The sequence below is a fragment of the Archangium violaceum genome (genome assembly GCF_016887565.1).
GTDB lineage: Bacteria > Myxococcota > Myxococcia > Myxococcales > Myxococcaceae > Archangium > Archangium violaceum_B.
Genome location: NZ_CP069396.1, coordinates 5998769 through 6025061, shown reverse-complemented (window position 1 = coordinate 6025061; position 26293 = coordinate 5998769). Strand labels below are relative to the sequence as shown.

Genomic DNA, 26293 nt, shown 5'->3' with positions numbered 1-26293 from the left:
TCAGGTCGACAGGGCCCGCTGGCGCAGCACCGTCCGCTCCAACTTGCCCATGGCGTTGCGAGGCAGCGCCTCGATGGACAGGAAGCGGGCCGGTACCTTGAAGCCCGCCAGGGACTCGCGGCACCACGCCCCCAGGTCCTCCGGCAGCGAGGCCCCACCCCGCATCGCCACGAAGGCCACTGGCACCTCGCCCCAGCGCGCGTCCGGGACGCCCACCACCGCCGCCTCCTGGACCGCAGGGTGCGAGGCCAGCACCGCCTCCAGCTCGGCCGGGTAGATGTTCTCCCCACCCCGGACGATCAGGTCCGTCCGCCTCGACAGCACCGTGAGGCGTCCCCGCTCGTCCAGCATCCCCATGTCCTTCGTCCGCAGCCACCCGTCTCGCACTGTCTCGCGCGTGGCCTCCGGCCGGTTCAGGTAGCCCGCCATCACCGTCGGACCGCGGACCTCGATGTCCCCTTCCCTCCCCGGGCCCAGTGCCTCCCCCTCGGGGCTCACGATGCGCACCTCCATCCCCGGCAGCGGCCGGCCCGCCGTACGCCCGTCCGATTCCTCCGGATGCTCCGTCGTGACTTGTGAGCAGGCCTCCGTGAGCCCGTAGGTCTGCAGCGCCAGGATGCCCGCCGCCCTCGCCCGCGCCAGCAGCGGCGCCGGTACGGGCCCTCCGCCAATCAGCGCCAGCCGGAACGTGGAGGGCACGCGTCGGTCCTTCCGCGCCTCCAACACGCGCTCCAGTGTCGTCGCCACGAAGCTCGCGTGGGTGACGCCCTCCTCGTCGATCGCCCGATTCGTGTCCTCCGCCTCGAAGCGCTCCCGCAGGACCAGGCAGCCTCCGTCGTACGCCGTGCGCGTGAGCATCGCCAGGCCCCCCACGTGGAAGAGCGGCAGCGTCCCCAGCCAGCGCGGCCCCGGGTGCGCCCCCAGGTTCCCCTCCGAGCCCCTCGCCGACGCCCGGAAGTTCCCCTCCGTCAGCACCGCCCCCTTCGGCCGGCCCGTCGTCCCCGACGTGAAGAGGATGACCCGCGGCGTATTCGGCTCCAGCGGCGTGCTGTCCGGTGAGGCCCGTGCCGCGTCCGCGAACGACTCCAGCGGCACCGCTCCCGGGAGCCGCTCCGCGAGCGCTCCGAGCGCCAGTGTGAAACGAGGCGCCACGTCCTCGACCAGCGGCTGCAGTTCCGCCCGCGTGAGCCTCGCGTTGAGCGGCGCCAGCACCCCACCCAGTCTCCCGAGCGCGAAGAAGAGGTGCACCACCGCCGCGTGGCTTGTCGCGAGCAGCCCCACCCGATCCCCCGCCTTCACCCCTCGTGACTGGAGCGCGGCCACCCACCGGCCCACCCCCTCGTCCAGCTCTCGATACGTCCACCTCCGGCCCCCGAAGGTGAGCGCCTGCGACTCCGGATGCCTCTCGGCACCCACTCGGATCGGGCACGTCCACTGCATCAGCTCACTCCCAGGCCCGGCCTCCGCGGAATCGCGATGCGACCCCGCTCCGGGCGGAATGGGTGGTTGTCTGGCTCGTTCCTGAAGAGGTGTCCCACCCCCAGCCCCGATGCGTACCTCCCCGACGGCAGCGCCGCCGCCAGGTGCGCCGCTCCCGCTCGGGCGATGACTCCGTCCAGTGAGCTCGTCACGTACGCGTCCATGCCTCTTCTCGCCGCCTCTCGCGCCAGCGCCAGGGTCGGTAACAGGCCCCCCAGCACCATCGGCTTGAGCACCAGGATTCCCACCGTGCCCGGGCGATCCAGGAGCACCTGGCGGAGCTCCGGGAATGCCAGCGACTCGTCCGCCGCCAGTGGGAATCGAGCGTGATTGCTCAGCCGGAACAGCGCCTCGGCGTCTTCCGCCGCCACCGGCTGCTCGCACAGTTCGAGCCCGTAACCACTCAGGGCCTCCAGCGCTAGAATCGCCTCCGATTCCTTCCAGCCACCGTTCGCGTCTATTCGCAGGCGGATCGCCGGGCCAACCGCTTCCCGCACCGCGGAGAGTCTCGCCTCGTCTTCCCTCACCGGGCGCCCCGCTACCTTGATCTTCAGCGTCGTGTAGCCCTCCGCTACCGCTCGTCTCGCTTCCTCCGCGAGCAGTTCCGGTAGCTGGGCTCCCAGCAGCGCGTTGACCTGGACTTCCTCTCGCGCTTTGGGGCTCAGCAGTTCGCTCAGCGGGATTCCCTGGCGCTGGGCTTGGAGATCCAGGAGTGATTGCTCGATCGCGTGTCTGGCCGCGGGCGTCGCGCGTAGACCCTCACCCCAGCCCTCTCCCAGAGGGAGAGGGGGCAGACACGGGTTCAACCCGGTGGACTCGGTACCCTCACCCCGTCCCTCTCCCGAAGGGAGAGGGGTGGTTTTCTGGGTGCTCAGGTTCGACAGGTACTCCTCGAGGGCTTGCTCGCACTCGCTCGCCGATTCCGTGCCGAACTCCTTCAACGGCATCGCCTCGCCCTGCCCGACCCGACCCTCCTCGTCCGTCAGCCGCACCACGAAGCCTTCTCGCGCTTCGTACGTGCCACTCGCCGTCTTCAGCGGGTGCACCATCTCCAGCCTCAACGGCTGGATGGATGCCTCCGTGATGCGCATCGGCTCACCTCAGCAGCAGCCCCACCGAGAACAGCACCCCGAATACCAGTTGCACTCTCGCCGTCCCTCCCAGCGCCGGGTTCAGCGCCGCCCCCTTCGCCCCCAGCACCAGCTTCAACGGCGCCACCGCCACCGGCGCGCTCAACAGCGCCAGCAGCACCCACGGGCTCGCCAATCCCAGGCCCCACATCGCCAGCGGCGTCGCGTAGGCCGCGATCAGCAGCACCACGTACTCGGTCTTGCCCGCCGTCGAGCCCAGCCGCACCACCAGCGTCCGCTTGCCCGCCTTCGTGTCCGTCGTCTCGTCCCGCAGGTTGTTCACCACCAGCAGCGCCGTGCCGATCGCCCCCACCGGAATCGCCGCCCACCACGCCGCCGGGCTCACCGCCAGCGCCTGCACGTAGAACGTCCCCGGCACCGCCACCAGCCCGAAGAACACGAAGACGAACACGTCTCCCAACCCGTTGTACGCCAGTGGGAACGGTCCTCCCGTGTACGCGTACCCCGCCAGCACCGACGCCAGCCCGATCGCCACGATCGGCCAGCCTCCCACCACCACCAGGTAGATGCCCGTCACCACCGCCAGCCCGAAGCACAGCAGCGCGCTCGCCAGCACCGTCCCCGGCGCGATCAGCCCGCTCTGCGTCACCCGCTTCGGCCCCAGCCGCTCCTCCGTGTCCGCTCCCTTCTTGAAGTCGTAATAGTCGTTCGTCAGGTTGGTGCCGATCTGGATGAGCATCGCGCCCACCAGCGCCGCCAACGCCGGCAGCCAGCGGCTCACGCCCAGCCCGTACGCCAGCGCCGTCCCCACCATCACCGGCACCAGCGCCGCCGTCAGCGTCTTCGGCCGCGCCGCCATCAACCACGTCTTCAAGGTGGGGCGAGGCGCCTCCACCGCGGGTGCAATCGCATTCATGGGATGACTCGTTCCCGGGAGCTAGCCGTTGCCCCCAGCCGCGCTCTTGTCCGGCGCGGCGTTCTCGAACTGCGGCGCTTCGTACCAGGGAGTCTTCAGGAAGGACACCACTTCACTGGCGTACTCCTCCGGCACCTCCATGTGCGGAGCATGGCTGCTCCCCTCGAACGTGCGCCTCCACACCACCGGCAGCTCCGCCGCCATCCGCCGCGCGATCTGCGTGAACTTCTCGTCCAGCGCTCCCGTCAGCAGCAGTGTCGGCAGCCGCTGGCGCTGCAGCTCCGGCCAGTAGTCCGGCTGCACCCCCAGCCCCAGGCACTCCAGCGCCCCCACCAACCCCTCCACCGTGCACGAGCGCCGCCGGGCCCTCAGCACCTCCTGCTGCTCGGCCGGCAGGTTGCGCAGCCCCGCGAAGATCGGCTGCGATTCCCAGTGCGCCACGAAGGCCTCCACGCCCTTCTGGCGGATGAAGGTCGCCAGGTTGGCATCCTTCGCCCGCCGCTCCGTCCGCTCCTGGCGACGGTGCAACCCGGGCGAGCCGCTCTCCATGATCAGCCGCCCGAAGCGCTCCGGCTTCGTCAGCGCCGCCGCCAGCGCGAACCGCGCTCCCTGCGAGTAGCCCAGCAGGTTCGCCATCGGCACCTTCAGCTCGTCCAGCACCCCGAGCAGCGCCTCCACCGTCTCCAGGAAGCCGTCGCGCCCGGTCCTCGAGGGCAGGGGCGTCTCCCCATGGCCCGGCAGATCCACCGCGATGGCCCGCACCTGCTCGCTCAGCAACGGCCGCAGGTGATCGAACGAGGATCGGTTCCCCGTGAATCCGTGCAGGAGGAGGAGCGGGTGTTTCCCCTCTCCCCAGGTCTCGTATGCCAGCTTCAGAGCCATGGGCCTTCTCCCAGTGAGACAGCCATCCTCGCGAAGAGCTGCCGGTGCAGATCCACGTTCTTCGTCCGCTCCGCCACCTTCACCTCGATGAGGTGCAGGCCACCCTTGAGCCCCTCGGTCACCGCCGCCCTCAGGGACGCGGGCGAGTCCGGGCGCTTGAAGCGCGCCTGGTAGAGCGTGGCGGCGTGCGACAGGTCCACGCCATGCGGCGTGCCCCACAGCGGCTCGTAGTGTTTCTGGGCCATCTCGGCCTGCGCGATGGGGAGGAAGGAGAAGATGCCGCCCCCATCGTTGTTCACCACCACCACCGTCAGGGGCACCCCGCTCCGGCGCGCCGTGAGCAGCCCGCCCACGTCGTGCAGGAAGGCCAGGTCACCCGTGAGCAGCACCGTGGGACGCACCGAGACCGCCGCCACCCCGAGCGCGCTCGAGATGATTCCATCGATGCCATTGGCGCCCCGGTTGGCCAGCACCCGGAGCCGCCGGCCCATCGACGGCGCGAAGGCGTCCACGTCGCGGATGGGCATGCTGCTGGACACGAAGAGGTTCGCCCCGTCCGGCAGCGCCGCCACCACGTCGTGCGCGATGCGCATCTCCGTGAGCGACTGATCCTCCGAGAAGGCCGACTCCAGCGCCGCCCGCGTCCACTGCTCGGCCCACAGGAAGCTGCGCGCCCACGGGCCCAGGCCCCGCGACAGTCCCTGGCCCAGCGCCTCGCAGGCCGCCACCGACGAGCCCTCCACCACACGCGAGGCCCGGTGGGCTGGATCGAAGAGCCCGCCCTCGTCACTGAAGAGGATCACCTCCGCGCCCGAGCCGTCGATCCACGCCTGCGGCCCCTTGGGCGTGAGGCCCCCGCCGAAGCGCAGCACCAGCTCCGGCCGGTGCGCCTTGGCGAAGGGCTCGTGCCGCAACATCGCGTCATAGAGCGACACCGTGGCCGGGCCGCCGCCATAACGCGCCTGTGAGGTGGCCTCGGCCAGCACCGGGTAGCCCGTGGCCTCGGCCAGCGAGGCGATCGCCTCCGCGAAACCGTCGTTCTCGTCCCGGGGGCCGCAGACGATGACGCCGCGCTCGACGTCGGCCACCCGGGCTCGCACCTGCTCCAACACCTTGGGGTCCGGCTGACGCGTCGGCGGGACGATGCGCGTGAGCGGCGCCCCCTTCCGCCCCTCCCGGGCCAGCGCGGACAGGCGCTCCCCGTCGAAGCCCTCCGCCGTGGGCGCGAGCGGCTCGCGGAACTGCACGTTGAGGTGCACCGTGCCCCTCGGGGCCCGCGAGGCCTGACTCACGGCCCGCGCCACCGTGGCGCGCAGGTGCACCAGCGCCGCGTCGCTCGCCTCCGGCAGCCCCACGTCCGCGAACAACCGCGCGAACTCCCCGAAGAACCTCGCCTGGGGCACCGTCTGCGGCGCTCCCCACCCCTGCAGCTCCAACGGCCGGTCCGCCGTCAGCACCACCAGCGGCACCTGCGACATGGCCGCCTCGATGACCGCCGGGTAGAAATGCGCCCCCGCCGTCCCGCTCGTGGCCACCAGCACCACCGGCGCGCGCGACTGCTTGGCCATTCCCAGGGCGAAGAAGCCCGCGCTGCGCTCGTCGATGACGGACCAGGTGCGCAGCCCCTCCGTCCTCACGCACGCGAGCGCCAGAGGAGAAGAGCGCGAGCCCGGGCAGACCACCGCGTGCCGCACGCCTCCGCGAACCAGCTCCTCCAACACCGCCCGCGCCCAGAGCTGGTTCAAGTTGGCGTCAGACATGTCCTCCTCCGAGGGCCCTGAGCATGGCCAGGCTCTTCATCTCCGTCTCACGCCATTCCGATTCGGCGCTAGAGCCCGCCACGATACCAGCACCCACGAAGAGTCGCGCTCTCGAATCCTTCACCCGTGCCGAGCGCAGCGCCACCATCTGGTGCGCCCGCCCGAGTCCTACCCAGCCAACCGGTCCCGCGTACCAGCCCCGATCCAGCGCCTCGTGCTCGATCAGGAACTCCAGTGCGTGCTCCCGCGGCGCTCCACCCACCGCCGGTGTGGGGTGCAGCGCCGCCACCAACTCGGCCACCCCCACCCCCTCGCGCAGCTCGGCGCGGATGCCCGTGCGCAGGTGCACCACGTTCTTCAACGGCAGCAGCGCCGGCTCCGCGTCCGCGTCGACGCACTCGGCCAGCGGCTTGAGCGCCTTGAGGATGTAGCGCACCACCGCCTCGTGCTCGCGCCGATCCTTGTCGCTCGCCTCCAGCGACCCGGCCTGCGCGGGCGAGGCGGAGCCGGCGAGCGCCTCCGTCTCCAACCGGCGCCCCTCCACCCGGCACAGCGTCTCCGGCGTGGCGCCCAGGAAGGCCGTCCCGTCCGGCGCCCGGAAGAGGAAGGTGGCGCAGCGCGGGTTCTGCTCGCGCAGCCGGGCCAGCACGTCCACCCGATCGAAGGCGCGCTCCCCCTCCACCTCCACCGCCCGCGCCATCACCACCTTCTGGAGGCCCCCGGCGTTGATCGTCTCCACCGCACGCACCACGCGTCCCTCGAAGTCCGGCCGGGACGCAGTCAGCTTCAACGTCTGGGGCCCTCCCAGGGCGTGCCGGTACCCGGCCGGGAAGGCCGCACCCACCCGCGCCAGCCGCGAGCGCACCACGTCCTCGGCCCCGGGCCCCTCGTGTGCGAAGGCCGCCGCGAGCAGGCCCGTGCCCTCGCGCCACACCACCACCTCCGGCAACGTCCACCGGCCGAAGCCGAACGGCACCCAGCCCTCGTCCCCGCCCACCGCCGAGAAGCGCATGCCCCCGAACCAGGGACCCGGTAGCGCGGATGGCACCTCGCCCAGCCACCGCACCGCGTCCGGCGCGGAGATCGCCTTCAACACCGCCTGGGCCTGCGTGGCGCTCCCGGCCTCCACCGCCGACGCCTCGCCCCACCCCGCCACCGCCTCCCGCGCGAGCGGACGCTCCCAGTACACGGAAGGCTCGCCCAACACCTCCGCCCCCGCGAGCGGATCCACCGCGGCCAGGGGCCTCACCCCCGCCACCCAGCGGCCTCCCTCAACGGGTCCGAGCGTTGTCATCAGCGGTCCTCATAAGGAGGCCCTGCCACCAGCCGAGGCAGCAACCTCTTGTTGTTCTGTACGGCGGTTTGGCTATACAAGCATCACGGGGTTCAAAACAACGTGAACTCCACATGGGACGGAGGCGCCCGTGAGCGGCAAGCCAGGTGATGAGGGCGGAGCAAAGCCCCGGGAGAGCACTCCCCGTGTGGCCCGGGCGTCGAAGCCCGAGGGCACGTGCGTGCGAGTGGGACGGGTGGAGATCGGCGGCCCCGGTTTCGTGGTGATGGCTGGTCCGTGCGCCGTGGAGGGCCTGGAGCAGACGGAGCAGACCGCCACCGCGGTGGCCGCCTCCGGCGCCCATGTGCTGCGCGGTGGGGTATTCAAGCCTCGCACCAGCCCCTACGCGTTCCAGGGAATGGGAGAGCCGGGCCTGCGCGTGCTGGCCGAGGCCGCGCGCAAGGTGGGGCTGCCCATCGTCAGCGAGGTGATGGAGTCCGCGCAGATTCCGCTCATGGCGGAGCACGTGGACATCCTCCAGGTGGGCGCGCGCAACATGCAGAACTTCCCGCTGCTGCGCGCGCTGGGGAAGGTGCGCAAGCCGGTGCTGCTCAAGCGGGGCCTGGCGGCGACGTTCCAGGAGTGGATGATGGCCGCCGAGTACCTGCTGGACGGCGGCAACGAGCAGGTCATCCTCTGCGAGCGCGGCATCCGCACCTTTGAAACGGCCATGCGCAACACGTTGGACCTGGCCGCGGTGGCGCTGGCGAAGCAGCGCACGCACCTGCCGGTCATCGTGGACCCCTCGCACGCCACGGGCGAGCCGGAGCTCATCCAGCCCATGGCCCTGGCTGCTGCGGCGGCGGGCGCCGACGGGTTGATCATCGAAGTGCATCCGAGGCCCGAACAGGCCCTGTGCGACGGGCAGCAGGCCCTCACACCGGAGCGCTTCCAACAATTGATGCGGCGGCTGCCGGGTGTGCTACACGCCGTGGACCGTCACCTTTGGAGGCCGGAAGTCCCGGCCCATGTCGCGGGGGCTCGATGAGCACCGAAGTCCGTCAGATGTTCTCCTCCATCGCCACGCGCTATGACGTGACGAACGAGGTCCTGTCGTTCGGCATCCACCGCCTGTGGCGGCGCACGGCCGTGCGTCTCAGCGGCGCGAAGGAGGGCAGCGCCGTCCTCGACTGCGCCACCGGCACCGGAGACCTGGCGCTGGCCTTCAAGCGCAAGGTGGGCGCCTCGGGCCGCGTGATGGGCACCGACTTCTGCAAGGAGATGCTGGACAGCGCTCCCGCCAAGGCCGCCCGTGAGGGGCTCCAGGTCGAGTTCCAGGTGGCCGATGCCATGGACCTGCCCTTCGCGGACGACACCTTCGACGTGGCCTCCATCGCCTTCGGCATCCGCAACGTGGATGACCCGGTGAAGTGCCTCAAGGAGATGGCCCGCGTGGTGCGCCCCGGCGGCCGCGTGGTGGTGCTCGAGTTCGGCCAGCCCACCGGCTTCTTCGGCGCCCTCTTCCGTATGTACAGCAAGGTGATCATGCCCGCCATCGGTGGCCTTCTCACCGGCAACCGGGCCGCCTACGAGTACCTCCCCCGCACCTCGGCCGCCTTCCCGGCCGGCGACAGGTTCCTCGCCCTGATGGATCAGACCGGTGCCTATCAGGAGAGAGTGGCCCACCCGATGACGTTTGGGACATCCTACGTCTATGTCGGGACCGTCCGCTGAGCTGAAGCAGTCTCTCGTCGAGAGGATCCTCGAGGCCGTGGATCCGCGGCTCGCGCCCGCCCTGCGGGAAGAGCTCGCCCGTCCCGGCCCCAGCCGGCCTCCCTCCACGGGGCAGACCGTCGCCATCGGCGGTCACCGCGCCGCCGGCAAGACGCGGCTGCTGCCCCTGGTGAGTGCCCTGCTGGGTCGGTCGGGGTTGGATCTCGATGTCGAGCTCGAGCGCCGCTCGGGCCGCTCGCTGCGCGACTGGGTCGCCGAGGATCCCACCGCGTTCCGCGCCGCCGAGCGCACCCTCTTCCTGGAGCTGCCCCCCGGTAGCCTGGTCGCCGTGGGTGGCGGGTTCCTCTCCAACCACGCGGAGGCCCTCGCTCCCTGTTACACCCTGCTCGTGCCCGTCTCCTTCGAGACCTACCGCGAGCGCCTCCTCGCCGATACCTCCCGCCCCCGGCTGCGCCCCGGCATGTCCCTGGAGGAGGAGCTCAGCTCCGTCTACCACCAGCGCTCGGTGCTCCACGCCCGGGTCCCCACCGTGAGCCTCGTCGAGTTCCTCCGCGCCTTCGTCTCCCCCGGGAGTCAGTCATGAGGACGGCCCGCCGCGTCGTTACCCTCCCCCCCACCCTCCGCGGTCCCGACGCCCTCCGCTTCGCCACCGAGGCCCGCGGCCGTGGAGCGGAGGTGCTGGAGGTGCGCACGGATCTGCACCCCGCCGAGGCCGTGGACGCGGCGGCGCTCGCCGGAGTGATGGAGCTGCTCGTCTCCGAACGCGGCACGCCCCTGCCTCCGGCGTGGGTCGCCGCCGCCCGGTGGGTGGATCGGGATGTCGTTCATGCCGGCGAGCTGGCCGCTCCTCCCGGGAAGCTGCTGGCCTCGCATCATGCCGAGCGGCCCCTGTCCACCGAGGAGGCACTGCGCCTGTGGGATGTGGCGCTCCCCGATGGGTCGCTGGTGAAACATGTCGAGCCCCTCGGGGAGGTGTCCCGGGCCCGAGTCGATGCATTGTTGGAGACCCAGGCACGATTGGGAGCCCGTTTCGGGGCCGAGCGCGTCACCGTGCTCGCGATGGGGCCCGTCGCGCTTCCCGTGCGCGCCGTGCTCGCCCGGCGGAATGTGCTCGATTACGTCGCCGTCGGCGGCGATTGGAAGGCCGCTCCGGGACAGCGCTTGCTCGCGGATGCCTTCCGGGAGGCTCGGGCCCTCTCGTCCACGGGCTCGACCCGGGCTCCTCCATACCCTCACCCTAGCCCTCTCCCAGAGGGAGAGGGGACATCCACGGTGGGGCGACTCGGTATTCTGGGGACCTCGATCGCTCATTCGCGATCTCCTCGCATCCACCTCCAGCCCTTCGACCGCATCGACATCCCCGAGGACGGTCCCGTCGAGGCCCTCGTGGATGCCCTCCTTCCGCATTACCGCGGCTTCGCCGTCACCAGCCCCTTCAAGATCCGTCTCGCCCGGCACACCGGCTCGTCTCTCGACGCCATCAACACCCTCGTGCGCCGCCGTGACCGCTGGGAGTCCTTCAACACCGACACCGAGGGCGCTCGCACCGTCCTCGAACGGCTCGGAGCCCGGGAGGCCTTCGTCCTCGGAGACGGCGGTGCCAGTGCCGCCATCCGCGTCGTGGCCTCCGAGGTCGGCTGTCAGTTGCGGTTTCTAAGACGCGCCGAAATCTCCGGGCCCCTCACCGGCCCGGGCATCTGGACCTGGCCCGATCGCGTCACCCCGCCCGATTCCCTTCGTTTCGAGGGTGCTCGCGTCGCCGTGATCGCCTACGGTGCACCCGCGCGCCGTATCGCCACCGAAATCACCCGCCGCGGGGGAAGCCCGCTGCTCCTCGGCGCCGCCTGGTTCATCGCCCAGGCCCGTCGGCAGCGAGCCCTCTGGGAGACTGCTACATGAACACCCTCGGCACCCTGTTCCGCATCACCACCTTCGGCGAGAGCCACGGCCCCGCGCTCGGCACCGTCATCGATGGTTGTCCCGCGGGCGTCCCCCTGGAACGCGAGCTCATCCAGGCCGCGCTCGATCGCCGCCGTCCCGGTCAGTCCTCCATCACCACCGCTCGCGCCGAGCCCGATCAGGTCGAGATCCTCTCCGGTGTCTTCGAGGGCAAGACGCTCGGCACGCCCCTGGCGGCCATCGTCCGCAACACCAACCAGCGCTCCGGGGACTACGACAAGCTCAAGAGCGAGGATCGTCCCGGTCACGCGGACGCCGTCTGGCGCGAGCGCTTCAAGCACCGCGACCACCGGGGTGGCGGGCGCACCAGCGGCCGCGAGACGCTCTGCCGCGTCATCGGTGGCGCCGTCGCCGAGGCCTACCTCGCCCAGGCCTTCCCCTCCATCCGCACCGTCGCCTGGGTGTCCCAGGTGGGCAACCTCGTCTCCGCCGTTCCCGAGCCCGGCCTCACCCGCGCCATGGTGGATGCCCACCCCACCCGCTGCCCGGATCCGGCGGCTCGCGAGGAGATGTCCAGGCGCATCCTCACCGCCAAGGAGGCCGGTGACAGCCTGGGCGGCAGCATCGACGTCCGCGTGGAGGGCCTGCCCGTGGGTCTCGGCGAGCCCATCTTCGGAAAGATCAAGGCGCTGCTGGCGCACGCGCTGGGCAGCGTGGGCGCCGTCACCGGCGTGGTCTGGGGCCCGCCGGATCTGCTCGCGCGCATCGAGCAGCCCGGCAGCGTCTTCCACTCCCAGAAGGACACCTACGGCGGCATCCAGGGCGGCCTGGCCAATGGCGAGCCCGTGGCCCTGCGCGTCTTCTTCAAGCCTCCCGCCACGCTCGCGGACCATGCCAAGGGCGGGCGACATGACCCGTGCATCATGCCCCGCGCCGTGCCGGTGCTCGAGGCCATGGTCTCCGTCGTCCTGGCCGATCTCGTCCTGCAGCTGAACGCCCGACCCCACTCCGCATGATCCAACTTCCTCCTGGCGCCTACCGTCCCGCCACCGACCGGTGGGGCTCCTTCAAACGTCTGTCCGCGAGCCTCCCCGAGGGCAGCCTCGCCGTCGTGGATCGCCGCGTCGCGCGCCTGCACCCCACCCTGATACCGGCCCTCAAGGCCCGTAAACCGCGCGCCGTGGTTCAGCTCACCGGTGGCGAGGTCGCCAAGACCTTCGAGTCCCTGGAGCAGGTGCTCGCCGCGGGCCTGTCGATGCCGCGCTCGGGCACGCTGCTCGCCGTCGGAGGAGGCACCGTCGGTGACGTGTGCACGGTGGCGGCGCACCTGCTCAAGCGGGGCGTGCGGCTCGTGCAGGTGCCCACCACGCTGCTGGCGGCGGTGGACAGCAGCCTGGGTGGCAAGGGCGCGGTGGACATGACCGTGCGCGGCCAGGTGGTGAAGAACCCGGTGGGCGTCTTCCACTACGCCGAGGAGGCGTGGCTCTGCCCCGAGCTGTACGCCAGCCTCTCGGAGACGCAGCTGCGCGAGGGCGCGCTCGAGGCCTGGAAGATGGTGGCCAGCCTCGACGCCGAGCTCTTCCGCGCCTACGCGCGCCGGGCGCCCTCGCTGGAGCGGATGGTGAAGGACGCGCGCCGCCTCAAGGAGTCCGTCTGCGCGAAGGATCCCTACGAGCACGAGGGCCTGCGGCGGGTGCTCAACTTCGGGCACACCTTCGGTCACGTGCTGGAGAGCGTCTCGCGCTTCGAGCTGTCGCACGGGGACGCGGTGGGGCTCGGCATGTTGTGCGCGCTCGACGTGGGCCGCGCCCTGGGCATCACCCCCGATGACGTGGCCTGGCGGGTGGAGGACGCCCTGCACCAGGGACCCGGGGTGCTCGGCCGGGAGCGGACGGCGGAGCTGTTCGCGCGCGCGAAGATCAAGGACGTGGTGGCCCTGCTGGCCGCGGACAAGAAGGCCGGGAGCGCCGGCGAGCTGCGGATGGTGCTGCTCACCGACCTGGGCACCGCGGTGGTACGCGACGTGTCCGCGGACCAGTGGCAAGCGCTGTGGCCGACCTGGACCCGAGGGGAACGCCCATGAGCAAGACGAAGCTGCAGGTCGATCCGAGCCACCTGGTGCCGGCGGTCCTCACGCCGCCCATCTCCAAGTCGGACGCGCAGCGGGCGATGGTGCTGGCGCACCTCACGGGCGCCTGGCCCCTGCCCGTCCTCCAGGAGGAGCCCGAGCAGTTCCTGCCCGCGGACGTGCGCGTGATTCGCCGGGGCATCGAGACGCTGCGCCTGCCTCCGGGCCCGGTGCGCGACGTGAACTGCGCGGATGGCGGAGCCCCCTTCCGCATCCTCGTCACCCAGGCGGCGGTGACTCCGGGAGCGCACGTGCGCCTGACCGGCACGCCCCGGCTCGGCGAGCGTCCGCATGGCGCCCTCTTCGACTCCCTGCGCGAGGCGCTCGGCCCCTCCGGGCTGGTGCTCACCGAGGGCAACCCCTGGCCGGTGGAGATCCATGCCCCCACCAAGACGGGAGAGCCCGTGTTCCGCGTGCCGGGCGCGCAGAGCAGCCAGTACGCCTCCAGCCTCCTGCTGGGGTGCGCGGCCCTCTACCTGCGCGAGCGCCGCCCATGGCGGGTGGAGATCATCGGCCCGCTGACGAGCGCGGGCTACCTGGAACTCACCGTCTCCTGGCTGCGCCGCTTCGGCTTCACCGTCCAGGAGTCCGAGGGACGGCTGGAAGTGACGGACTACCGGGCACCCGAGCGCACCCCGGCGATGCCCGGGGACTGGTCGTCCCTGGGCTACCTGCTGCTCATCGCCTGGCACACCGGGGGCAGCGTGGAGCGCGCGGATCTCTCCAGCGCCCACCCGGACCAGGCGCTGGTGCGGCTGGTGGAGCGCGCGGGCCTGACCACGGTGGCCGGCCCCGACAACACCCTGCGCATGACGGGCAAGGCGAAGGACGGGCTGGTGGCCTCGGGCAAGGAGTGCCCGGACCTGCTGCCTACGCTGGCCGCGCTCGCATGTGTGCTGCCACGCCCCTCCACGCTCACGGATGTAGGCGTCTTGCGCCTTAAGGAGAGCGACCGGCTGGAGGGAATCCGCACGCTGGTGGACGCTTTCGGCGGCAAAACCCAGCTGGAGGGGGAGACGTTGACAATCCACCCTCCTACCTCCCATCCGTCGCACTTCTCGATGGACAGCAAGGAAGATCACCGCCTGGCAATGGTGGCGGCTACTCTCTCTGTTGTGTCCGGTGTGCCTCTCACCCTCACCGGGCCGGAGTGCGTGGAGAAGAGCTTCCCGGGCTTCTGGCGGCAGTTGGAGCGCGCTGGGGTCCGCCTCACGTCTTGAAACGGGCGTTGCCCAGGGGGAAACGCGGCCTCCCCGGGTGCAGTTCTTTTTTGTTGAAAGCGCTCTGCCGCCTGTGAAAAGTCCCGCCCATGCCAAAGGACACGCTGACGATCACGGACAACCGGACCGGGAAGACGTACGAGGTCCCGATCGAGAATGGCTGCATTCGGACGAACAACCTCCGGCAGATCAAGGTCTCCGAGGACGACTTTGGTCTGATGGGTTACGACCCAGCGTTCCTGAACACGGCCAACTGCAAGAGCGCCATCACCTTCATCGATGGTGACAAGGGCATCCTCGAGTACCGGGGATATCCCATCGAGCAGCTCGCGGAGCGCTCCTCGTACCTCGAGGTGGCGTACCTGCTGCTCAATGGCGAGCTGCCCACGCAGAAGCAGCAGGAGGAGTTCAGCTACCTCGTGACGCACCACACGTACGTGCACGAGAACATCAAGTCCTTCATGGACGGGTTCCGCTACGACGCGCACCCGATGTCCATGCTGGCCTCGACGGTGGCGGCGCTCTCGGGCTTCTACCCGGACGCGCGCAACATCAAGGACGAGCGCAGCCGCAGCATCCAGATCACCCGGCTCATCGCGAAGATGCCGACGATCGCGGCCTTCTCGTACCGCCACAGCATGGGCCTGCCGTACGTCTACCCGGACAACGATCTGTCCTATGTGGGCAACTTCCTGGCGATGATCCGGAAGATCGGCACGGCGTCGTACAAGGTGCACCCGACGCTGGAGAAGGCGCTGGACGTGCTGTTCATCCTGCACGCGGACCACGAGCAGAACTGTTCGACGACGTCGGTGCGCACGGTGGGCTCGTCCGAGGTGGATCCGTACTCGGCGGTGGCGGCGGGCATCGCGGCGCTGTACGGCCCGCTGCACGGCGGCGCCAACGAGGCGGTGCTGCGCATGCTGCGTGAGATCGGTCACATCTCGAAGGTGCCGGACTTCATCAAGGCGGTGAAGAGCGGCGAGGGCGAGAAGAAGCTGATGGGCTTCGGACACCGCGTGTACAAGTCGTACGATCCGCGCGCGAAGGTCATCAAGCGGGTGGCGGACGAGGTCTTCGACGTGACGGGCAAGAACCCGTTGCTGGAGATCGCGGTGGAGCTGGAGCGGATCGCCCTGCAGGACGACTACTTCGTGAAGCGCAAGCTGTACCCGAACGTGGACTTCTACTCGGGGCTCATCTACGAGGCGATGGGCTTCCCGGTGGAGATGTTCCCGGTGCTCTTCGCGATTCCGCGTACGGTGGGTTGGTGCGCGCAGTGGCAGGAGATGGTGAAGGATCCGGAGCAGAAGATCGCGCGTCCGCGTCAGGTGTACACGGGCTCGAAGCGTCGCGACTACGTGCAGATGACGGATCGCAAGTAGAGCGAGGCCGAGAGGGTGCCGGGGATTCCGAGCACCCTCTCCCTCTGGGAGAGGGCCGGGGTGAGGGTCTACGGACCTGGAACCCGCGGCCCTCTCGCCGTTTCAGGGCGGGCCCAGGGCCCAGCCCGTGCCCTACCCCGCCTGGACCTCGCCCGGGGACACCGCCTCGGCGTACAGGGATTCAATGAGGGCCTTGTACCGGGCCTCGATGACCTGGCGGCGCATCTTCATGCTGGGGGTGAGCTCACCGCCCTCGATGGAGAAGTCCTGGGCGAGCACGGCGAAGCGCTTGATGCCCTCGAAGCGGGCGAGGCGCGGGTTCACCTCGTGCTCGATGGCCGCCTGGAGGTGCTGGCGCAAGCGCGCATCCTCGGCGAGGACAGAGAGGTCCTCGGGCCACCCGTGCTGTCGGGCGAGCGCCCGGGCGCGTTCGGGCTCCAGGGTGAGCAGAGCCACGAGGAACTTGCGGCGCTCGCCGACGACGAGCGCGTGGCCCACGGGAGACACGGCCTTGAGCAGCATCTCGATGTGAGCGGGAGCGGTCTTCTTGCCGCCGGAGGTGACGAGGATCTCCTTCTTGCGGCCGGTGATGTGGAGGAACCCCTCGGAGTCGAGCTGGCCCACGTCGCCCGAGTGCAACCAGCCGTCATGAAGGAGCTCGGCGGAGGCGGCGGGGTCCTTGAAGTAGCCCATGCAGACGCCGCCGCCGCGCACGAGGATCTCCCCGTCCCCGGCGATGCGGACCTCGATGCCCATCAGGGGCCGGCCGAGCGAGCCCAGGCGGGTGGCCTCGTGGGTGTTGAGGGTGGTGGGGCCACAGACCTCGGACTGGCCGTAGACCTCGCGCAGGACGATGTCGAGCGAGGTGAAGAACTCGAGCACGTCACGGCCGATGGGGGCGGCGCCGGTGGAGAAGAAGCGGGTGCGATCCAACCCGAGCTTCCCCAGGAGGGACTGGAAGACGGTGCGCCGGGCGAGCTGGTACTGGCCCTCCAGGTACAGGGGGACGCGCTCGTGACGCAGGGCGAGGGCGTTGCGCTCGGCGGCCACCTGGCGGGCCCACCCCACCACCTTCTGGCGGGCGGGGGGCTGCTCGCGGAGGACCTCCTCGATGCGGCCCTTGAACTTCTCCCAGACGCGCGGCACGCCGAAGAAGAGCGTGGGCCGGGCCTCGCGCAGGTCGTTCGGCACGGACTCCATGGACTGGGCGAAGTACACCTCGGCGCCCAGGGACAGCGGCCCGTGGAGGCTGAGCATCTGCTCGGCGATGTGCGCCAGGGGCAGGTACGACAGCAGCACCTCCCCTTCCTCCCGCATGCCGGTGGCGCGCATCAGGTGCTCGGCCGTCCACACGAGGTTGCGGTGGCTGAGCATGACGGCCTTGGGGTTGCCGGTGGTACCAGAGGTGTAGATGAGGGTGGCGAGCCCCTCGGGCTGGAGGGCGTTGACGGCCCCCCAGTAGGGGGCCTCGTCGGCGCCGGTGCCGAGCGCCTGCACGTCCGAGTAGCGCAGCACGCCCTCGGGCAGCGAGGCCGCATGGGACTCCAGGACGAGGATGTGACGCAGCCGGGGGACGCGCTCGCGCACGGCCAGGGCGGTGGCCAGGTGCTTGTCGTTCTCCACCACGAGGTGCTCGGCCTCACAGTGGTCGACGATGTACTGGACCTGCTCGGCGCTGCTGGTGGTGTAGACGCCCACCGGCAGGCCCCCCAGGGCCATGGCGGCCAGGTCCGCCACGAGCCACTCCTCGCGGTTGAAGGAGAGGATGGGCAACGTGCTTCCACCGCGGAACCCCAGGGCGTGCAACCCCAGGGCGAAGCGCTTCACCCGAAGGGCATACTCGTGCCACGAGGTGGGAATGTACGTCCGGCCCCTGCGTGTCCACAGGGCCGGACGGTACTGCCTCCGGGTGGCGTGATCATGCAGCGCATGAACCAGGGTCCTGGGAGTGTCCATGGGGGCATCAAGCTACTGAAACCGGGTTCCCCTTCGCCACGGGCGTTGACAGCCAACGGGAGCCCTATGTATTCCGCGCGACGCACATGACGATCGATCTGACTTGCCAGAAGTGCGAGGGCACCTTCGAGCTGGACGCTCAGGATCTCATTGACGGGACGGAGAAACTCGTCTGCCCGCACTGCGGTCACAAGGCACCCACCAATGTCCAGGAGGACTTCGTCTCGGCGCTCACCGAGATGAGGACCCAGGTGGCCGTGCTGGGCAAGAAGTTCGCGGTCTCCCTGGCCCTGGAGACGGAGGATCTCGAGGACGAGCTCGACGAGGACGAGGAGACCGACGAGGACGAGGAGTCCGACGACGAGGAGCTCGACTTCGACGAGGACGAGGACGTCGAGGACGAAGAGGACTACGACGAGGACGAGGACGAGCGCTGACGCTCGCTTGTCTACCCCCGCTGGAGGACCGGAGCGGGGAGCGGATGGCGTGAGGCTGGGGAGCAGGCGGGCACGTCGCGGAGCCCTCCCGGCCCCAGCGCACATGCACACGTTTGCAGGGTGAAAACGTCCATCGCCGCCACGTTCCTCCTTGGTCCGTTGTCCGCCGCGCTGCTTGCCCTGGGAGGCATCTTCCTCCCGGCCTCCGGTGCACACTCCTCGCCCAAGGCCGTGGCCGCGGAAGACGAGGGCGTCTGTGTCCCGAAGAAGGGTGGAAACCCCGCCGCCTGCAAGGAGCTGATCGAGCTTCAGGTGCGCGACGTGATTCCCCTCGTCGAGGCGCAGACACATGCCGTGGTGCTCTCCACGTCGGATGGGGAGATGGTGCTCCCCATCTTCGTGGATGAGTCGGCGGCCGTGGCCATCGCCTTCCGGCTCGCGCACCTGCGGCCGCCCCAACCGCTCGCGCAGGATCTGCTGGGCTCGGTGGTGACGGAGCTGGGCGGCAAGGTCGTCGAGGTGCGCATCGACGATCTGCGCGACGACATCTACACGGGCCGCGTCTTCCTCACGCAGGGCAAGCGCAGGATGGCCCTGGACGCGCGGCCCTCGGACTCCATCGCCATGGCGCTGGATGGACAGGCGCGCATCATGGTGACGCGCAAGGTGCTGGACGAGGCTGGCATCACCCGCGACGAGATCGACTCGCTGCGTGAGGGCGGTCCGGGCGTGGGCGGCAGCGGCGATGAGGGCGATCAGGTGGTGCCCATGCCCCTGGATCCGCACCACGGCATGCCGCCTCCGGGTCTCGCGCCGAAGCTGGCGCCCGAGAAGACGGACGAGATCAGCCTGTAACCGGCCCCCTGGCCTGGATTGACGGTCCCGAGCCCCACGGCTAAGGTGGTGTGCTCGTGATGACCTCTGAGAGCGGGCCCGCGCGGATCCCAGCCGATCTCTTCTGGCAGATGGTCTCCGGAGTCATGGGGATCGATCCCTCGGAGCTGAGGCCCATCGTCCAGCCCGGCTCCGGCACTCCGATGCAGATCACCGCCGGGGCGGGGACGGGCAAGACGACGGCGCTCACGTTGAAATGCCTCCATGCGGTGTACGTGGAGGCGGTTCCGCCCGAGACCATCGTCGCGACGACCTTCACCAAGAAAGCCGCCAGGGAGCTGCAGTCGCGCATCCTCTCGCGCGGGCAGCAGCTGGTGAGGGCCCTGCGAGATCATCTCCCGGAGAACGCCTTCGAGCGGCTGCGTCTGATCGATCTCAACCTGGTGCGCACGGGGACGCTGGACAGCCTCGTGCAGGGCGTGCTGCGCGAGTACAAGACGCCGAGGGATCCTCCGCCGATCCCCATCGAGCCCTTCGTCGCCCGCGGTCTGTTGCTCAAGGAGGGCCTCTTCGCGCGTGGGCGGCACAACGACGACCCGCTCACCGACTACCTGAGACGGCTGCGCGGGCGGCGCTGGCCCGTGGGACTGGGCTCCGCGGAGAAGGCCCGGCTCCTTTATGAACTGCGCTTCTTCTGCATCACCTCGGGGGTGGACACGCGCAGGTACCTGGAGCAGCCCGACCTGCACCCCGGAGCGAGGGTCGCCTTCGAGGCCCTCGAGGACTTCGAGCGCGCGATGGAGTCCCTGCGCATCGCGGACTACACGCGGCTGTCCTCCCTCTTCCTCGAGCGCCTGGAGAAAGGCGCCCTGAAGGAGTTCGCCAGGACGCTGCGGCTCATCCTGGTGGACGAATACCAGGACACGGATCACCTGCAGGAGCGCATCTACTTCGGGCTCGCCGCGTATGCGCGCCTCAACGGAGGCGCCCTCGTGGTGGTGGGGGATGACGACCAGGCCCTCTACCGCTTCCGGGGCGCGACCGTCGGCCTCTTCCGCGACTTCGTCGAGCGCTTCGAGCACCACTTCGGCCAGAGGCCCCAACGGCACCCGCTCGTAGTGAACCGGCGCAGCACGCCGGAGATCATCCAGTACTGCCAGGAGTTCGTGACCAACGACCCCGGCTACATGGAAGGCCGCACCCCCAAGCCGCCGCTGGTGCCTCCACCGGGCCGGCTCGACAGCGGCGTTCCCGTCTACCTGCTGGTGAAGGACGGGAAGACCGCGGAGCCTCTCGCGCGGGAGGTGGCGCGGGTCATCCGCTCCGTCCTGTCGCGCGAGGGCTGGAGTCCGACTCCCGGAGCGGAGGAGGTCTCCATCGATCACGCGCGCGGCTCGGCCAGCGACATCGCCATCATCGCCGCCAGCGCGCAGGAGCGCGGCAACGACAACGAGCCCACCTTCATCGGGTACCTGCGCAACGAGCTCGATCGGCTGGGAGGTCCTCCCCTCTTCAACCCGCGCGGACGGGACTTCACGGACGTGACCGGGCTGCGCGTGCTCCTGGGATTGCTCCTCGAGGCCTTCGATCCCTCGGGGGCGCACTGCGCGACCGAGCGGCTCCCCCGAGACATCCGCGACACCTTCGAGCAATGGCGCCAGGACGCACGGGCCTTCACGCCCTCACCTCCCGCCCATGTGCGGCCGGGGCTCCACCTGCACCAGTACATCGAGTCGCTGCGGGACGCGCGCTCGTCCCGCGCCGAGGGCCCGAGGACGCTGCTCGTGTCCGAGGTCATCTACCGCCTCGTCACCTGGCTGCCCTTCTTCCAGGATGACCTGGAGGGGCTCGCGTACCTGGAGGTCATCCAGCGCTGCCTGTCGCAGGGCGAGTCGCTGGGCAGATGGGGCTCGAAGATCGCCTATGACACGAACGGGCCCGTCACGGGCAGCGTCCGCGAGTTCCTCTGGAACTTCCTCGTGCCCCTGGCGGCCGGAGACCTCGAGCTGGACGAGGAGCTGCTGGAGACCCTGCCGCCCAACCGGCTCTCGGTGCTGACGATCCACCAGGCCAAGGGATTGGAGTACCCCATGGTCATCGTCGACATCGGCTCGTGGATCAAGGACGGCCATGCCCACCCGGCGCTGCGCTACCCGGACAGGGACCCCGACAAGCCCAACCTGCTCGCGCGGGAGCTCGGGCCCTTCGCGCGGTACGTGGACGAGTGGCGCACCGAGCGCGATGCGCGCTTCGACGACCTGGTGCGCAAGTACTTCGTCGCGGCGAGCCGGGCCAGGCAGATGCTGCTGCTGGTGGCCCATCGGGGAGGGATCGCCAAGGGCACCTCGAACGTCGCGGCCTGGACGCGGCGCGACGAGGAGCAGAGCCTGGGACCCCGCACCTCCTTCACGGTGACGCTGCAATGATGAAGCTCACGCCCCGCGAGGACTACAAGGAGATCCCCAAGTACAGCCTCACCGGGGATCTGCTCGCGTTCCACCGCTGCGGCCTGCAGTACCGCCTGCAGAACCGGGGGCGCCTGCCGCCCTCCACCCCCGTGCAGCTGTGGTTCGGCGGCTTCATCCACGGCGTCATGGAGGATGCGTACCTGTCCTGGAGAGAGCCCTCGTCGGACCCGCGCTACCGCGCCTTTCCCTGGGACTACACGCTCTCCCACGCGCTGCAGGTGACGGTGGATCGCACCCGGCTGCGGCCCCAGAACGTGATCGCCCCGACCAACCAGTTCAACCCCGAGCCGGACCAGGCCCAGGCCCGAAGCGCCAACCTGCGCGCCCACGAGGCCATCAACCTCTGGGGGCCCCACCTCTTTCCGCTCATCGACCGGCCCGAGATCGCCCTGCACGGCCTGCGGGACATGCCGGAGACGGGACATCCCCGGCGCGCGGACTTCTTCGAGATCAGCGGCATCATCGACGTGCTGGCGGCCACGAACATGCGGGCCCTGACCGACAACGTCCTCGTGCGCAGGCTCCAGGAGGTGCTGCCGCCGCGGGACGGCGATTTCGAGATCATCGTCGACTACAAGGGCACGGACCGCCCGGAGCCCTCCGACGAGATGATGCGCGTCTACCAGTGGCAGCTGGAGACCTATGCGTGGCTGCGCTCGAGACAGGAGGGCGCCCGCCCCGTGCGCGCCGGCATCCTGCTGTTCCTCACCGAGGTCCATCCCTCGCGCGAGGTGCTCGCGCGGCTGGCGGAGCGGGCCCGGCTGGGGGAGCCCGTCGAAGGCGCCACCGCCGAGGATCTCGAGGCACTGCGCAACCACCGCTGGGACCGCCCGGTGCCACGCCTCAGCGAGCAGCTGCGCATGCACCGCTCGCTGTACGTCATCCCACTGGACTCGGCGCGGGCGGAGATGGGGGCGGGACTGTTCGACCTGCCCGTCTCCCTCATCGAGAAGGCGGTGGCCCTGGAGGTGCGGGGAGTACCTCTGTCGAAGGCCTGGGTCGACACCTGGCGGCGGCTTCCCACGCCGGATGGCAGGCCCCGCCGCGCGCCGGACCTGAAGACCTGCATCGCGTGTGACCACCGCACCTACTGCCCCATCGCCCTGGAGACCCATGGGGCGAGCGCGGTCGGGACCATCCCGAGACCGTTCTCGGGACCCTGAGCGGGAACCCCGGACAGGCGAAAGCCCGGCCCCCCCTCCCAGGGAGCCGGGCTTTCTCGCAACGTAGGGGCGTGAACCCCATGAAAAGACAAAAAAGGACCGCCGCGCCGACGCCGTCGCTCACTCGCCCGCGCGTGGGGAGGCAGTATTCCCGAGGCACGGAAGCTGTCAAGGCGACGGGGTGCGCCTAGGATGGGTTTCCATGCGCAAGGCGAAGATCATCTGCACGCTGGGGCCGTCCTCGGACTCCTCCGAGGTCATCGAGGGACTCATCCGTGCCGGCATGAACGTGGCACGGCTCAACTTCTCGCACGGGACGCACGAGCAGCACCGCCGGAGGGTGAACCTCATCCGCCGGGCCTCGCGCAAGCTGGGGGTGCCCGTGGCGATCCTCCAGGACATCCAGGGACCGAAGATCCGCCTGGGCAAGTTCGAGAACGGGTGCCTGGAGGTGAAGACGGGCCAGACGGTGATCGTCACCACGCGCGACGTGCTGGGCCACGGGAACGTCATCCCCACCCCCATCCGCTCCCTGCCCAAGGACGTGGAACCGGACCACCCCATCCTGCTGGATGACGGGCGGGTGCGGCTGAAGGTGAAGAAGGTGCAGGGCAAGGACGTCACCTGCCTGGTGGAGCTGGGAGGCGTGTTGAAGGACCACAAGGGCCTCAACCTGCCGGGAGCGCACGTGTCGGTGCCCACCGTCACGGAGAAGGACGAGGAGGACCTGGCCTTCGGCCAGGAGGTGGGGGTGGACTACGTGGCGCTCTCCTTCGTGCGCACGGCGGAGGACATCCGGAGGGCGCGCCAGCTGGTGTCCAAGCGCGGCACGCCGCTCATCGCGAAGATCGAGAAGCCGCAGGCGGTGTCGAACCTGGAGGCGATCGCGCGCGAGTCGGACGGCATCATGGTCGCGCGAGGAGACCTGGGCGTGGAGATGCCGCTGGAGAAGCTGCCGGCCATCCAGAAGCACATGGTGCGCACGGTGAACAGCATGGGAGGCCTGGTCATCGTCGCCACGGAGATGCTGGAGAGCATGGTGAACAACGCCCGGCCCACGCGCGCCGAGGTGTCGGACGTGGCCAACGCCATCCTGGACGGAGCGGACGCGGTGATGCTCTCGGGGGAGACGGCGGCGGGGAAGTACCCGCTTGAGGCGGTGGCGACGATGGCGCGCATCGTCGAGGAGACGGAGTCGGGGGCGATACGCAGCGAGTTCCGCCCCGCCCCCTTCCCGAACTCGGGAGACGACATCTCCACGGGCGTGGCGGCGGCGGCGGCGGCGGCGGCCGAGCAGATGAACATCGGCACCATCGTGGCGTACACGGAGCGGGGCCTGACGGCGCGGCTCATCTCCGAGTTCCGGCCGAAGGCGCGGATCATCGCGCTGACGCCGAACCCGGACACGGTGAACCGCATGGCGCTGTACTGGGGCGTGAAGCCGCTGCAGGTGGGGCGCTGCCAGTCGACGGACGCGATGCTCCGGCAGGTGCGCCGGCTGTGCAAGGAGGAGGCCCTCTGCCAGCCGGGCACGCCCGTGGTCATCGTCGCCGGCGTGCCGCTCAACGAGCCGGGACGCACCAACATGATGTCCGTGCACCGGATTTGAGGGGCCAACGCCCGGGAATGGATGGGCGCCAACAGACCACGGAGTAGATCAATCGAGGAATTGCGGCGGAGGGCTATAGTAGGGCTCCGATGAGGACCGATGCCCGCCGTCGCATGTCCGCTGCTACGCTCGGAGTCTGCATGGTGCTGACGCCGCTGTACCCGGCCCAGGCCCAGACAAAACGCACCCAGCCCGGGAAAAAAGCCCAACAGCCTCCTGCGCAGAACGAAGCGGCACGCTACATCACCGCCGCCGAGCGGCTGTACGAAGCACTCGAGTACGAAAGGGCCCTGGAGCAGCTCGCCCAGGCCCGGCGCTTTCCGCGAAGTCTCGCCGAGGACGTGCGCATCGGGCTCTTCGAGGGACTCATCCTCGCGGACATGGGCCGGCGCGTGGAGGCGCGCATGTCCTTCAAGACAGCGCTGTTGCTGGACCCGGGAGCTCGGCTACCGGTGCGCGCCTCTCCGAAAGTGGAGAAGGATCTCGAAGACATTCGAAAAGAAGTGCGCAAGGAACTGAAGCTCCCGGAAACCGATCCCCAGGAGCAGGCAACCAGCTCGACGGACCGTCCTGAGACGCCCTCGGTGGAACTCGTGCCGGACAGAGAGCAACGGCCGTGGCTGCCCTCCTCCGTGCGGATGGGGAGCGTGTCCGTGCCCACGCCCAGCCTGGCGCTGCTGGGAGCTGGCGTAATCGCTGGCGGAGTGGGCGGCTTCTTCGGGCTGCGTTCGCGCGGGCAGATTCAGGAGGCACGAGACGCGAGCTACCAGCAGCCGCTGGCCGCCCGCCGTGACGAGGCCCTGGGCAGCGCGCGTGTGGCCAACGTCCTCTTCGGCGCGGCCGGGCTGTTGGCCACGGGCGCAGTCGTCACCTGGTTGCTGTCCGGCGGAGAAGAAGTGCCCCAAACGGAGGCGGCGCGATGAGGATGCTCCTGAGGACGGCGGCCCTGCTGGGATTGCTGCTCACGGGCTGTCTGGTGCCGACAATCGACGACTTCAACCAGGAGGAGGCACGGCGCTGTGACACCAACAACCCGTGCCTGACGGGTTATGTCTGCGTAGAGGGCCACTGCCAGCCCGAGCAGGGCACGGCATGTCGGCCCGGCACGTCGGCGCCCTGTGGCCCGGACACGGGTGAGTGCCAGCCCGGCACGCGCCCCTGCGGCACGGAGGGGACCTATGGAGCCTGTGAAGGGGCCGTGTCCTCCGTGGACGAGGTGTGCAACGGCAAGGACGACGACTGCGACGGCACCCCGGACGAGGGACTCTCATGCGATAACGCCTGCGAGGAGTGCACGGCCAAGGGGCGCACCTGCGTGAACGGACAGTGCGGAGGCTGTCTGGATAGTCACTACGAGAACGGCACCGAATGCATTCCCAAGATGGAACTCGGAAAAGCCTGCACCGAGAACCGGATGTGCGGCTCCGGCTTCTGTGTGGATGGCGTCTGCTGCAACGTCTCCGCCTGCAACAGCTCGCCCGGCCAGTGCTTCGCGGCCACTGGCACCTGCTCCAGCGGCACGTGCCAGTACACGCCTCTGCCAACGACAGCGAACTGCGACGACGGCAATGCCTGCACGATCAATGACAAGTGTGATGGCAGCGGGAAGTGCGCTGCTGGCTCGCCCAGAACGTGCAACACACCGCCGGGCCAGTGCTATGCGAGCACAGGAACCTGCAGCGGATTGACAGGCGCGTGCGAGTACGCCTTCCTACCATCGACGACGACCTGCAACGACGGCAATCCCTGCACCGTCGACGACAGGTGCAACGGCTCCGGTGGATGTGGGGGAACTCCCAAGGTCTGCAACACCCCGGACCAGTGTCAACAGTCCACCGGTACCTGCAACCTGACCACGGGAAACTGCGAGTACCCGTCCCAGCCTTCCGGAACATTTTGTAACGATGGCAGCGGCTGCACTGGTTACGATCAGTGCGATGGTTCCGGCTCGTGCGTAGGCAGCTATCTGTGCTGCGGCAATCAATATTGCAATGGCACCCAGTGCGTCTGCAGCAACCCTCCCTGCCAGGTATGTCAAGTAGAATGAGGGGAGTGCACC

22 protein-coding genes are annotated in these 26293 nt (G+C 69.7%); 15 read left to right on the top strand and 7 right to left on the bottom strand.

The genetic code is table 11. From position 1 onward, the window contains the following. From menE to JRI60_RS24375, 6 genes are read right to left on the bottom strand one after another with little or no spacing between them, the layout of a single operon-like run. Positions 1 to 1440, bottom strand: coding sequence for an o-succinylbenzoate--CoA ligase (menE, locus tag JRI60_RS24400; protein ID WP_204228290.1), 1440 nt, complete (start codon positions 1438 to 1440; stop codon positions 1 to 3). Then, positions 1440 to 2570: an o-succinylbenzoate synthase gene (gene menC / locus JRI60_RS24395; RefSeq protein WP_204228289.1), complete on the bottom strand. Its 1131-nt coding sequence runs from the start codon at positions 2568 to 2570 to the stop codon at positions 1440 to 1442. Before menC ends, menE begins: the two co-directional genes overlap by 1 nt. Before the next feature lie 4 nt (positions 2571 to 2574). Beyond that, a complete protein-coding gene (locus JRI60_RS24390; RefSeq protein ID WP_204228288.1) occupies positions 2575 to 3486 on the bottom strand; it encodes a 1,4-dihydroxy-2-naphthoate polyprenyltransferase in 912 nt (303 codons plus the stop codon). Between the two features lie 21 nt (positions 3487 to 3507). Continuing rightward, positions 3508 to 4368: a 2-succinyl-6-hydroxy-2,4-cyclohexadiene-1-carboxylate synthase gene (gene menH, locus JRI60_RS24385; protein WP_204228287.1), complete on the bottom strand. Its 861-nt coding sequence runs from the start codon at positions 4366 to 4368 to the stop codon at positions 3508 to 3510. Then, on the bottom strand, positions 4359 to 6128 hold the full coding sequence (gene menD, locus JRI60_RS24380) for a 2-succinyl-5-enolpyruvyl-6-hydroxy-3-cyclohexene-1-carboxylic-acid synthase (RefSeq protein ID WP_204228286.1): 1770 nt from the start codon (positions 6126 to 6128) through the stop codon (positions 4359 to 4361). Before menD ends, menH begins: the two co-directional genes overlap by 10 nt. Beyond that, complete coding sequence (locus tag JRI60_RS24375) at positions 6121 to 7422, bottom strand: isochorismate synthase (protein WP_204228285.1); 1302 nt, start codon at positions 7420 to 7422, stop codon at positions 6121 to 6123. The genes menD and JRI60_RS24375 overlap by 8 nt, the downstream gene beginning before the upstream one ends. Before the next feature lie 130 nt (positions 7423 to 7552). Between JRI60_RS24375 and aroF the strand changes: the two genes are divergently transcribed. The 8 genes from aroF to JRI60_RS24335 all read left to right on the top strand — a co-directional run bounded on the left by aroF (position 7553) and on the right by JRI60_RS24335 (position 15767). After that, a complete protein-coding gene (aroF, locus tag JRI60_RS24370; protein ID WP_204228284.1) occupies positions 7553 to 8449 on the top strand; it encodes a 3-deoxy-7-phosphoheptulonate synthase in 897 nt (298 codons plus the stop codon). Then, complete coding sequence (gene ubiE / locus JRI60_RS24365; RefSeq protein WP_204228283.1) at positions 8446 to 9135, top strand: bifunctional demethylmenaquinone methyltransferase/2-methoxy-6-polyprenyl-1,4-benzoquinol methylase UbiE; 690 nt, start codon at positions 8446 to 8448, stop codon at positions 9133 to 9135. Before aroF ends, ubiE begins: the two co-directional genes overlap by 4 nt. Then, positions 9116 to 9718, top strand: a complete 603-nt coding sequence (locus JRI60_RS24360; protein ID WP_204228282.1) for a shikimate kinase — start codon at positions 9116 to 9118, stop codon at positions 9716 to 9718. The genes ubiE and JRI60_RS24360 overlap by 20 nt, the downstream gene beginning before the upstream one ends. Further along, positions 9715 to 11034, top strand: coding sequence for a shikimate dehydrogenase (locus tag JRI60_RS24355; RefSeq protein WP_204228281.1), 1320 nt, complete (start codon positions 9715 to 9717; stop codon positions 11032 to 11034). Before JRI60_RS24360 ends, JRI60_RS24355 begins: the two co-directional genes overlap by 4 nt. Next, positions 11031 to 12050 carry a chorismate synthase gene (aroC, locus tag JRI60_RS24350; protein ID WP_204228280.1) on the top strand — a complete coding sequence of 340 codons (1020 nt, stop codon included), beginning with the start codon at positions 11031 to 11033 and terminating at the stop codon, positions 12048 to 12050. The genes JRI60_RS24355 and aroC overlap by 4 nt, the downstream gene beginning before the upstream one ends. Continuing rightward, positions 12047 to 13117, top strand: coding sequence for a 3-dehydroquinate synthase (locus JRI60_RS24345; protein WP_204228279.1), 1071 nt, complete (start codon positions 12047 to 12049; stop codon positions 13115 to 13117). Before aroC ends, JRI60_RS24345 begins: the two co-directional genes overlap by 4 nt. Beyond that, complete coding sequence (locus JRI60_RS24340) at positions 13114 to 14382, top strand: 3-phosphoshikimate 1-carboxyvinyltransferase (RefSeq protein WP_204228278.1); 1269 nt, start codon at positions 13114 to 13116, stop codon at positions 14380 to 14382. Before JRI60_RS24345 ends, JRI60_RS24340 begins: the two co-directional genes overlap by 4 nt. An 89-nt stretch (positions 14383 to 14471) precedes the next feature. Further along, a complete protein-coding gene (locus JRI60_RS24335) occupies positions 14472 to 15767 on the top strand; it encodes a citrate synthase (protein ID WP_204228277.1) in 1296 nt (431 codons plus the stop codon). Positions 15768 to 15899: 132 nt separating this feature from the next. Here the strand turns inward: JRI60_RS24335 and JRI60_RS24330 are convergent, their stop codons facing one another. Further along, the gene (locus JRI60_RS24330) at positions 15900 to 17723 is read right to left on the bottom strand and encodes an AMP-dependent synthetase/ligase (RefSeq protein WP_204228276.1); all 1824 of its coding nucleotides are present in this window, start codon (positions 17721 to 17723) and stop codon (positions 15900 to 15902) included. 86 nt (positions 17724 to 17809) lie between these two features. Here JRI60_RS24330 and JRI60_RS24325 point away from each other — a divergent pair, with 86 nt between their 5' ends. The 7 genes from JRI60_RS24325 to JRI60_RS24295 all read left to right on the top strand — a co-directional run bounded on the left by JRI60_RS24325 (position 17810) and on the right by JRI60_RS24295 (position 26281). Next, positions 17810 to 18160, top strand: coding sequence for a hypothetical protein (locus JRI60_RS24325; RefSeq protein ID WP_204228275.1), 351 nt, complete (start codon positions 17810 to 17812; stop codon positions 18158 to 18160). A gap of 120 nt (positions 18161 to 18280) precedes the next feature. Beyond that, on the top strand, positions 18281 to 19015 hold the full coding sequence (locus JRI60_RS24320; RefSeq protein WP_204228274.1) for a bifunctional nuclease family protein: 735 nt from the start codon (positions 18281 to 18283) through the stop codon (positions 19013 to 19015). Between the two features lie 59 nt (positions 19016 to 19074). Further along, entirely contained in the window at positions 19075 to 21420 is a 2346-nt protein-coding gene (locus JRI60_RS24315) for a UvrD-helicase domain-containing protein (protein WP_239470838.1), read from the top strand. Next, a complete protein-coding gene (locus JRI60_RS24310; protein WP_204228272.1) occupies positions 21417 to 22625 on the top strand; it encodes a PD-(D/E)XK nuclease family protein in 1209 nt (402 codons plus the stop codon). The genes JRI60_RS24315 and JRI60_RS24310 overlap by 4 nt, the downstream gene beginning before the upstream one ends. A gap of 202 nt (positions 22626 to 22827) precedes the next feature. Beyond that, on the top strand, positions 22828 to 24234 hold the full coding sequence (gene pyk / locus JRI60_RS24305) for a pyruvate kinase (protein WP_204228271.1): 1407 nt from the start codon (positions 22828 to 22830) through the stop codon (positions 24232 to 24234). 113 nt (positions 24235 to 24347) lie between these two features. Next, a complete protein-coding gene (locus JRI60_RS24300; RefSeq protein WP_204228270.1) occupies positions 24348 to 25157 on the top strand; it encodes a hypothetical protein in 810 nt (269 codons plus the stop codon). Continuing rightward, on the top strand, positions 25154 to 26281 hold the full coding sequence (locus tag JRI60_RS24295; RefSeq protein WP_204228269.1) for a hypothetical protein: 1128 nt from the start codon (positions 25154 to 25156) through the stop codon (positions 26279 to 26281). Before JRI60_RS24300 ends, JRI60_RS24295 begins: the two co-directional genes overlap by 4 nt. Positions 26282 to 26293 lie beyond the last annotated feature (12 nt).

Excerpts from the sequence above, each read along its gene's own strand:
- JRI60_RS24330 (WP_204228276.1), bottom strand. The coding sequence starts at position 17,723 with ATGGACACTCCCAGGACCCTGGTTCATGCGCTGCATGATCACGCCACC.
- menC (WP_204228289.1), bottom strand. The coding sequence starts at position 2,570 with ATGCGCATCACGGAGGCATCCATCCAGCCGTTGAGGCTGGAGATGGTG.
- JRI60_RS24335 (WP_204228277.1), top strand. The coding sequence starts at position 14,472 with ATGCCAAAGGACACGCTGACGATCACGGACAACCGGACCGGGAAGACG.
- JRI60_RS24315 (WP_239470838.1), top strand. The coding sequence starts at position 19,075 with ATGACCTCTGAGAGCGGGCCCGCGCGGATCCCAGCCGATCTCTTCTGG.
- JRI60_RS24295 (WP_204228269.1), top strand. The coding sequence starts at position 25,154 with ATGAGGATGCTCCTGAGGACGGCGGCCCTGCTGGGATTGCTGCTCACG.
- JRI60_RS24375 (WP_204228285.1), bottom strand. The coding sequence starts at position 7,422 with ATGACAACGCTCGGACCCGTTGAGGGAGGCCGCTGGGTGGCGGGGGTG.
- JRI60_RS24390 (WP_204228288.1), bottom strand. The coding sequence starts at position 3,486 with ATGAATGCGATTGCACCCGCGGTGGAGGCGCCTCGCCCCACCTTGAAG.
- menD (WP_204228286.1), bottom strand. The coding sequence starts at position 6,128 with ATGTCTGACGCCAACTTGAACCAGCTCTGGGCGCGGGCGGTGTTGGAG.
- ubiE (WP_204228283.1), top strand. The coding sequence starts at position 8,446 with ATGAGCACCGAAGTCCGTCAGATGTTCTCCTCCATCGCCACGCGCTAT.
- JRI60_RS24340 (WP_204228278.1), top strand. The coding sequence starts at position 13,114 with ATGAGCAAGACGAAGCTGCAGGTCGATCCGAGCCACCTGGTGCCGGCG.
- JRI60_RS24325 (WP_204228275.1), top strand. The coding sequence starts at position 17,810 with ATGACGATCGATCTGACTTGCCAGAAGTGCGAGGGCACCTTCGAGCTG.
- JRI60_RS24300 (WP_204228270.1), top strand. The coding sequence starts at position 24,348 with ATGTCCGCTGCTACGCTCGGAGTCTGCATGGTGCTGACGCCGCTGTAC.
- JRI60_RS24360 (WP_204228282.1), top strand. The coding sequence starts at position 9,116 with ATGTCGGGACCGTCCGCTGAGCTGAAGCAGTCTCTCGTCGAGAGGATC.
- menH (WP_204228287.1), bottom strand. The coding sequence starts at position 4,368 with ATGGCTCTGAAGCTGGCATACGAGACCTGGGGAGAGGGGAAACACCCG.
- aroC (WP_204228280.1), top strand. The coding sequence starts at position 11,031 with ATGAACACCCTCGGCACCCTGTTCCGCATCACCACCTTCGGCGAGAGC.
- menE (WP_204228290.1), bottom strand. The coding sequence starts at position 1,440 with ATGCAGTGGACGTGCCCGATCCGAGTGGGTGCCGAGAGGCATCCGGAG.
- JRI60_RS24355 (WP_204228281.1), top strand. The coding sequence starts at position 9,715 with ATGAGGACGGCCCGCCGCGTCGTTACCCTCCCCCCCACCCTCCGCGGT.
- JRI60_RS24345 (WP_204228279.1), top strand. The coding sequence starts at position 12,047 with ATGATCCAACTTCCTCCTGGCGCCTACCGTCCCGCCACCGACCGGTGG.
- JRI60_RS24310 (WP_204228272.1), top strand. The coding sequence starts at position 21,417 with ATGATGAAGCTCACGCCCCGCGAGGACTACAAGGAGATCCCCAAGTAC.
- pyk (WP_204228271.1), top strand. The coding sequence starts at position 22,828 with ATGCGCAAGGCGAAGATCATCTGCACGCTGGGGCCGTCCTCGGACTCC.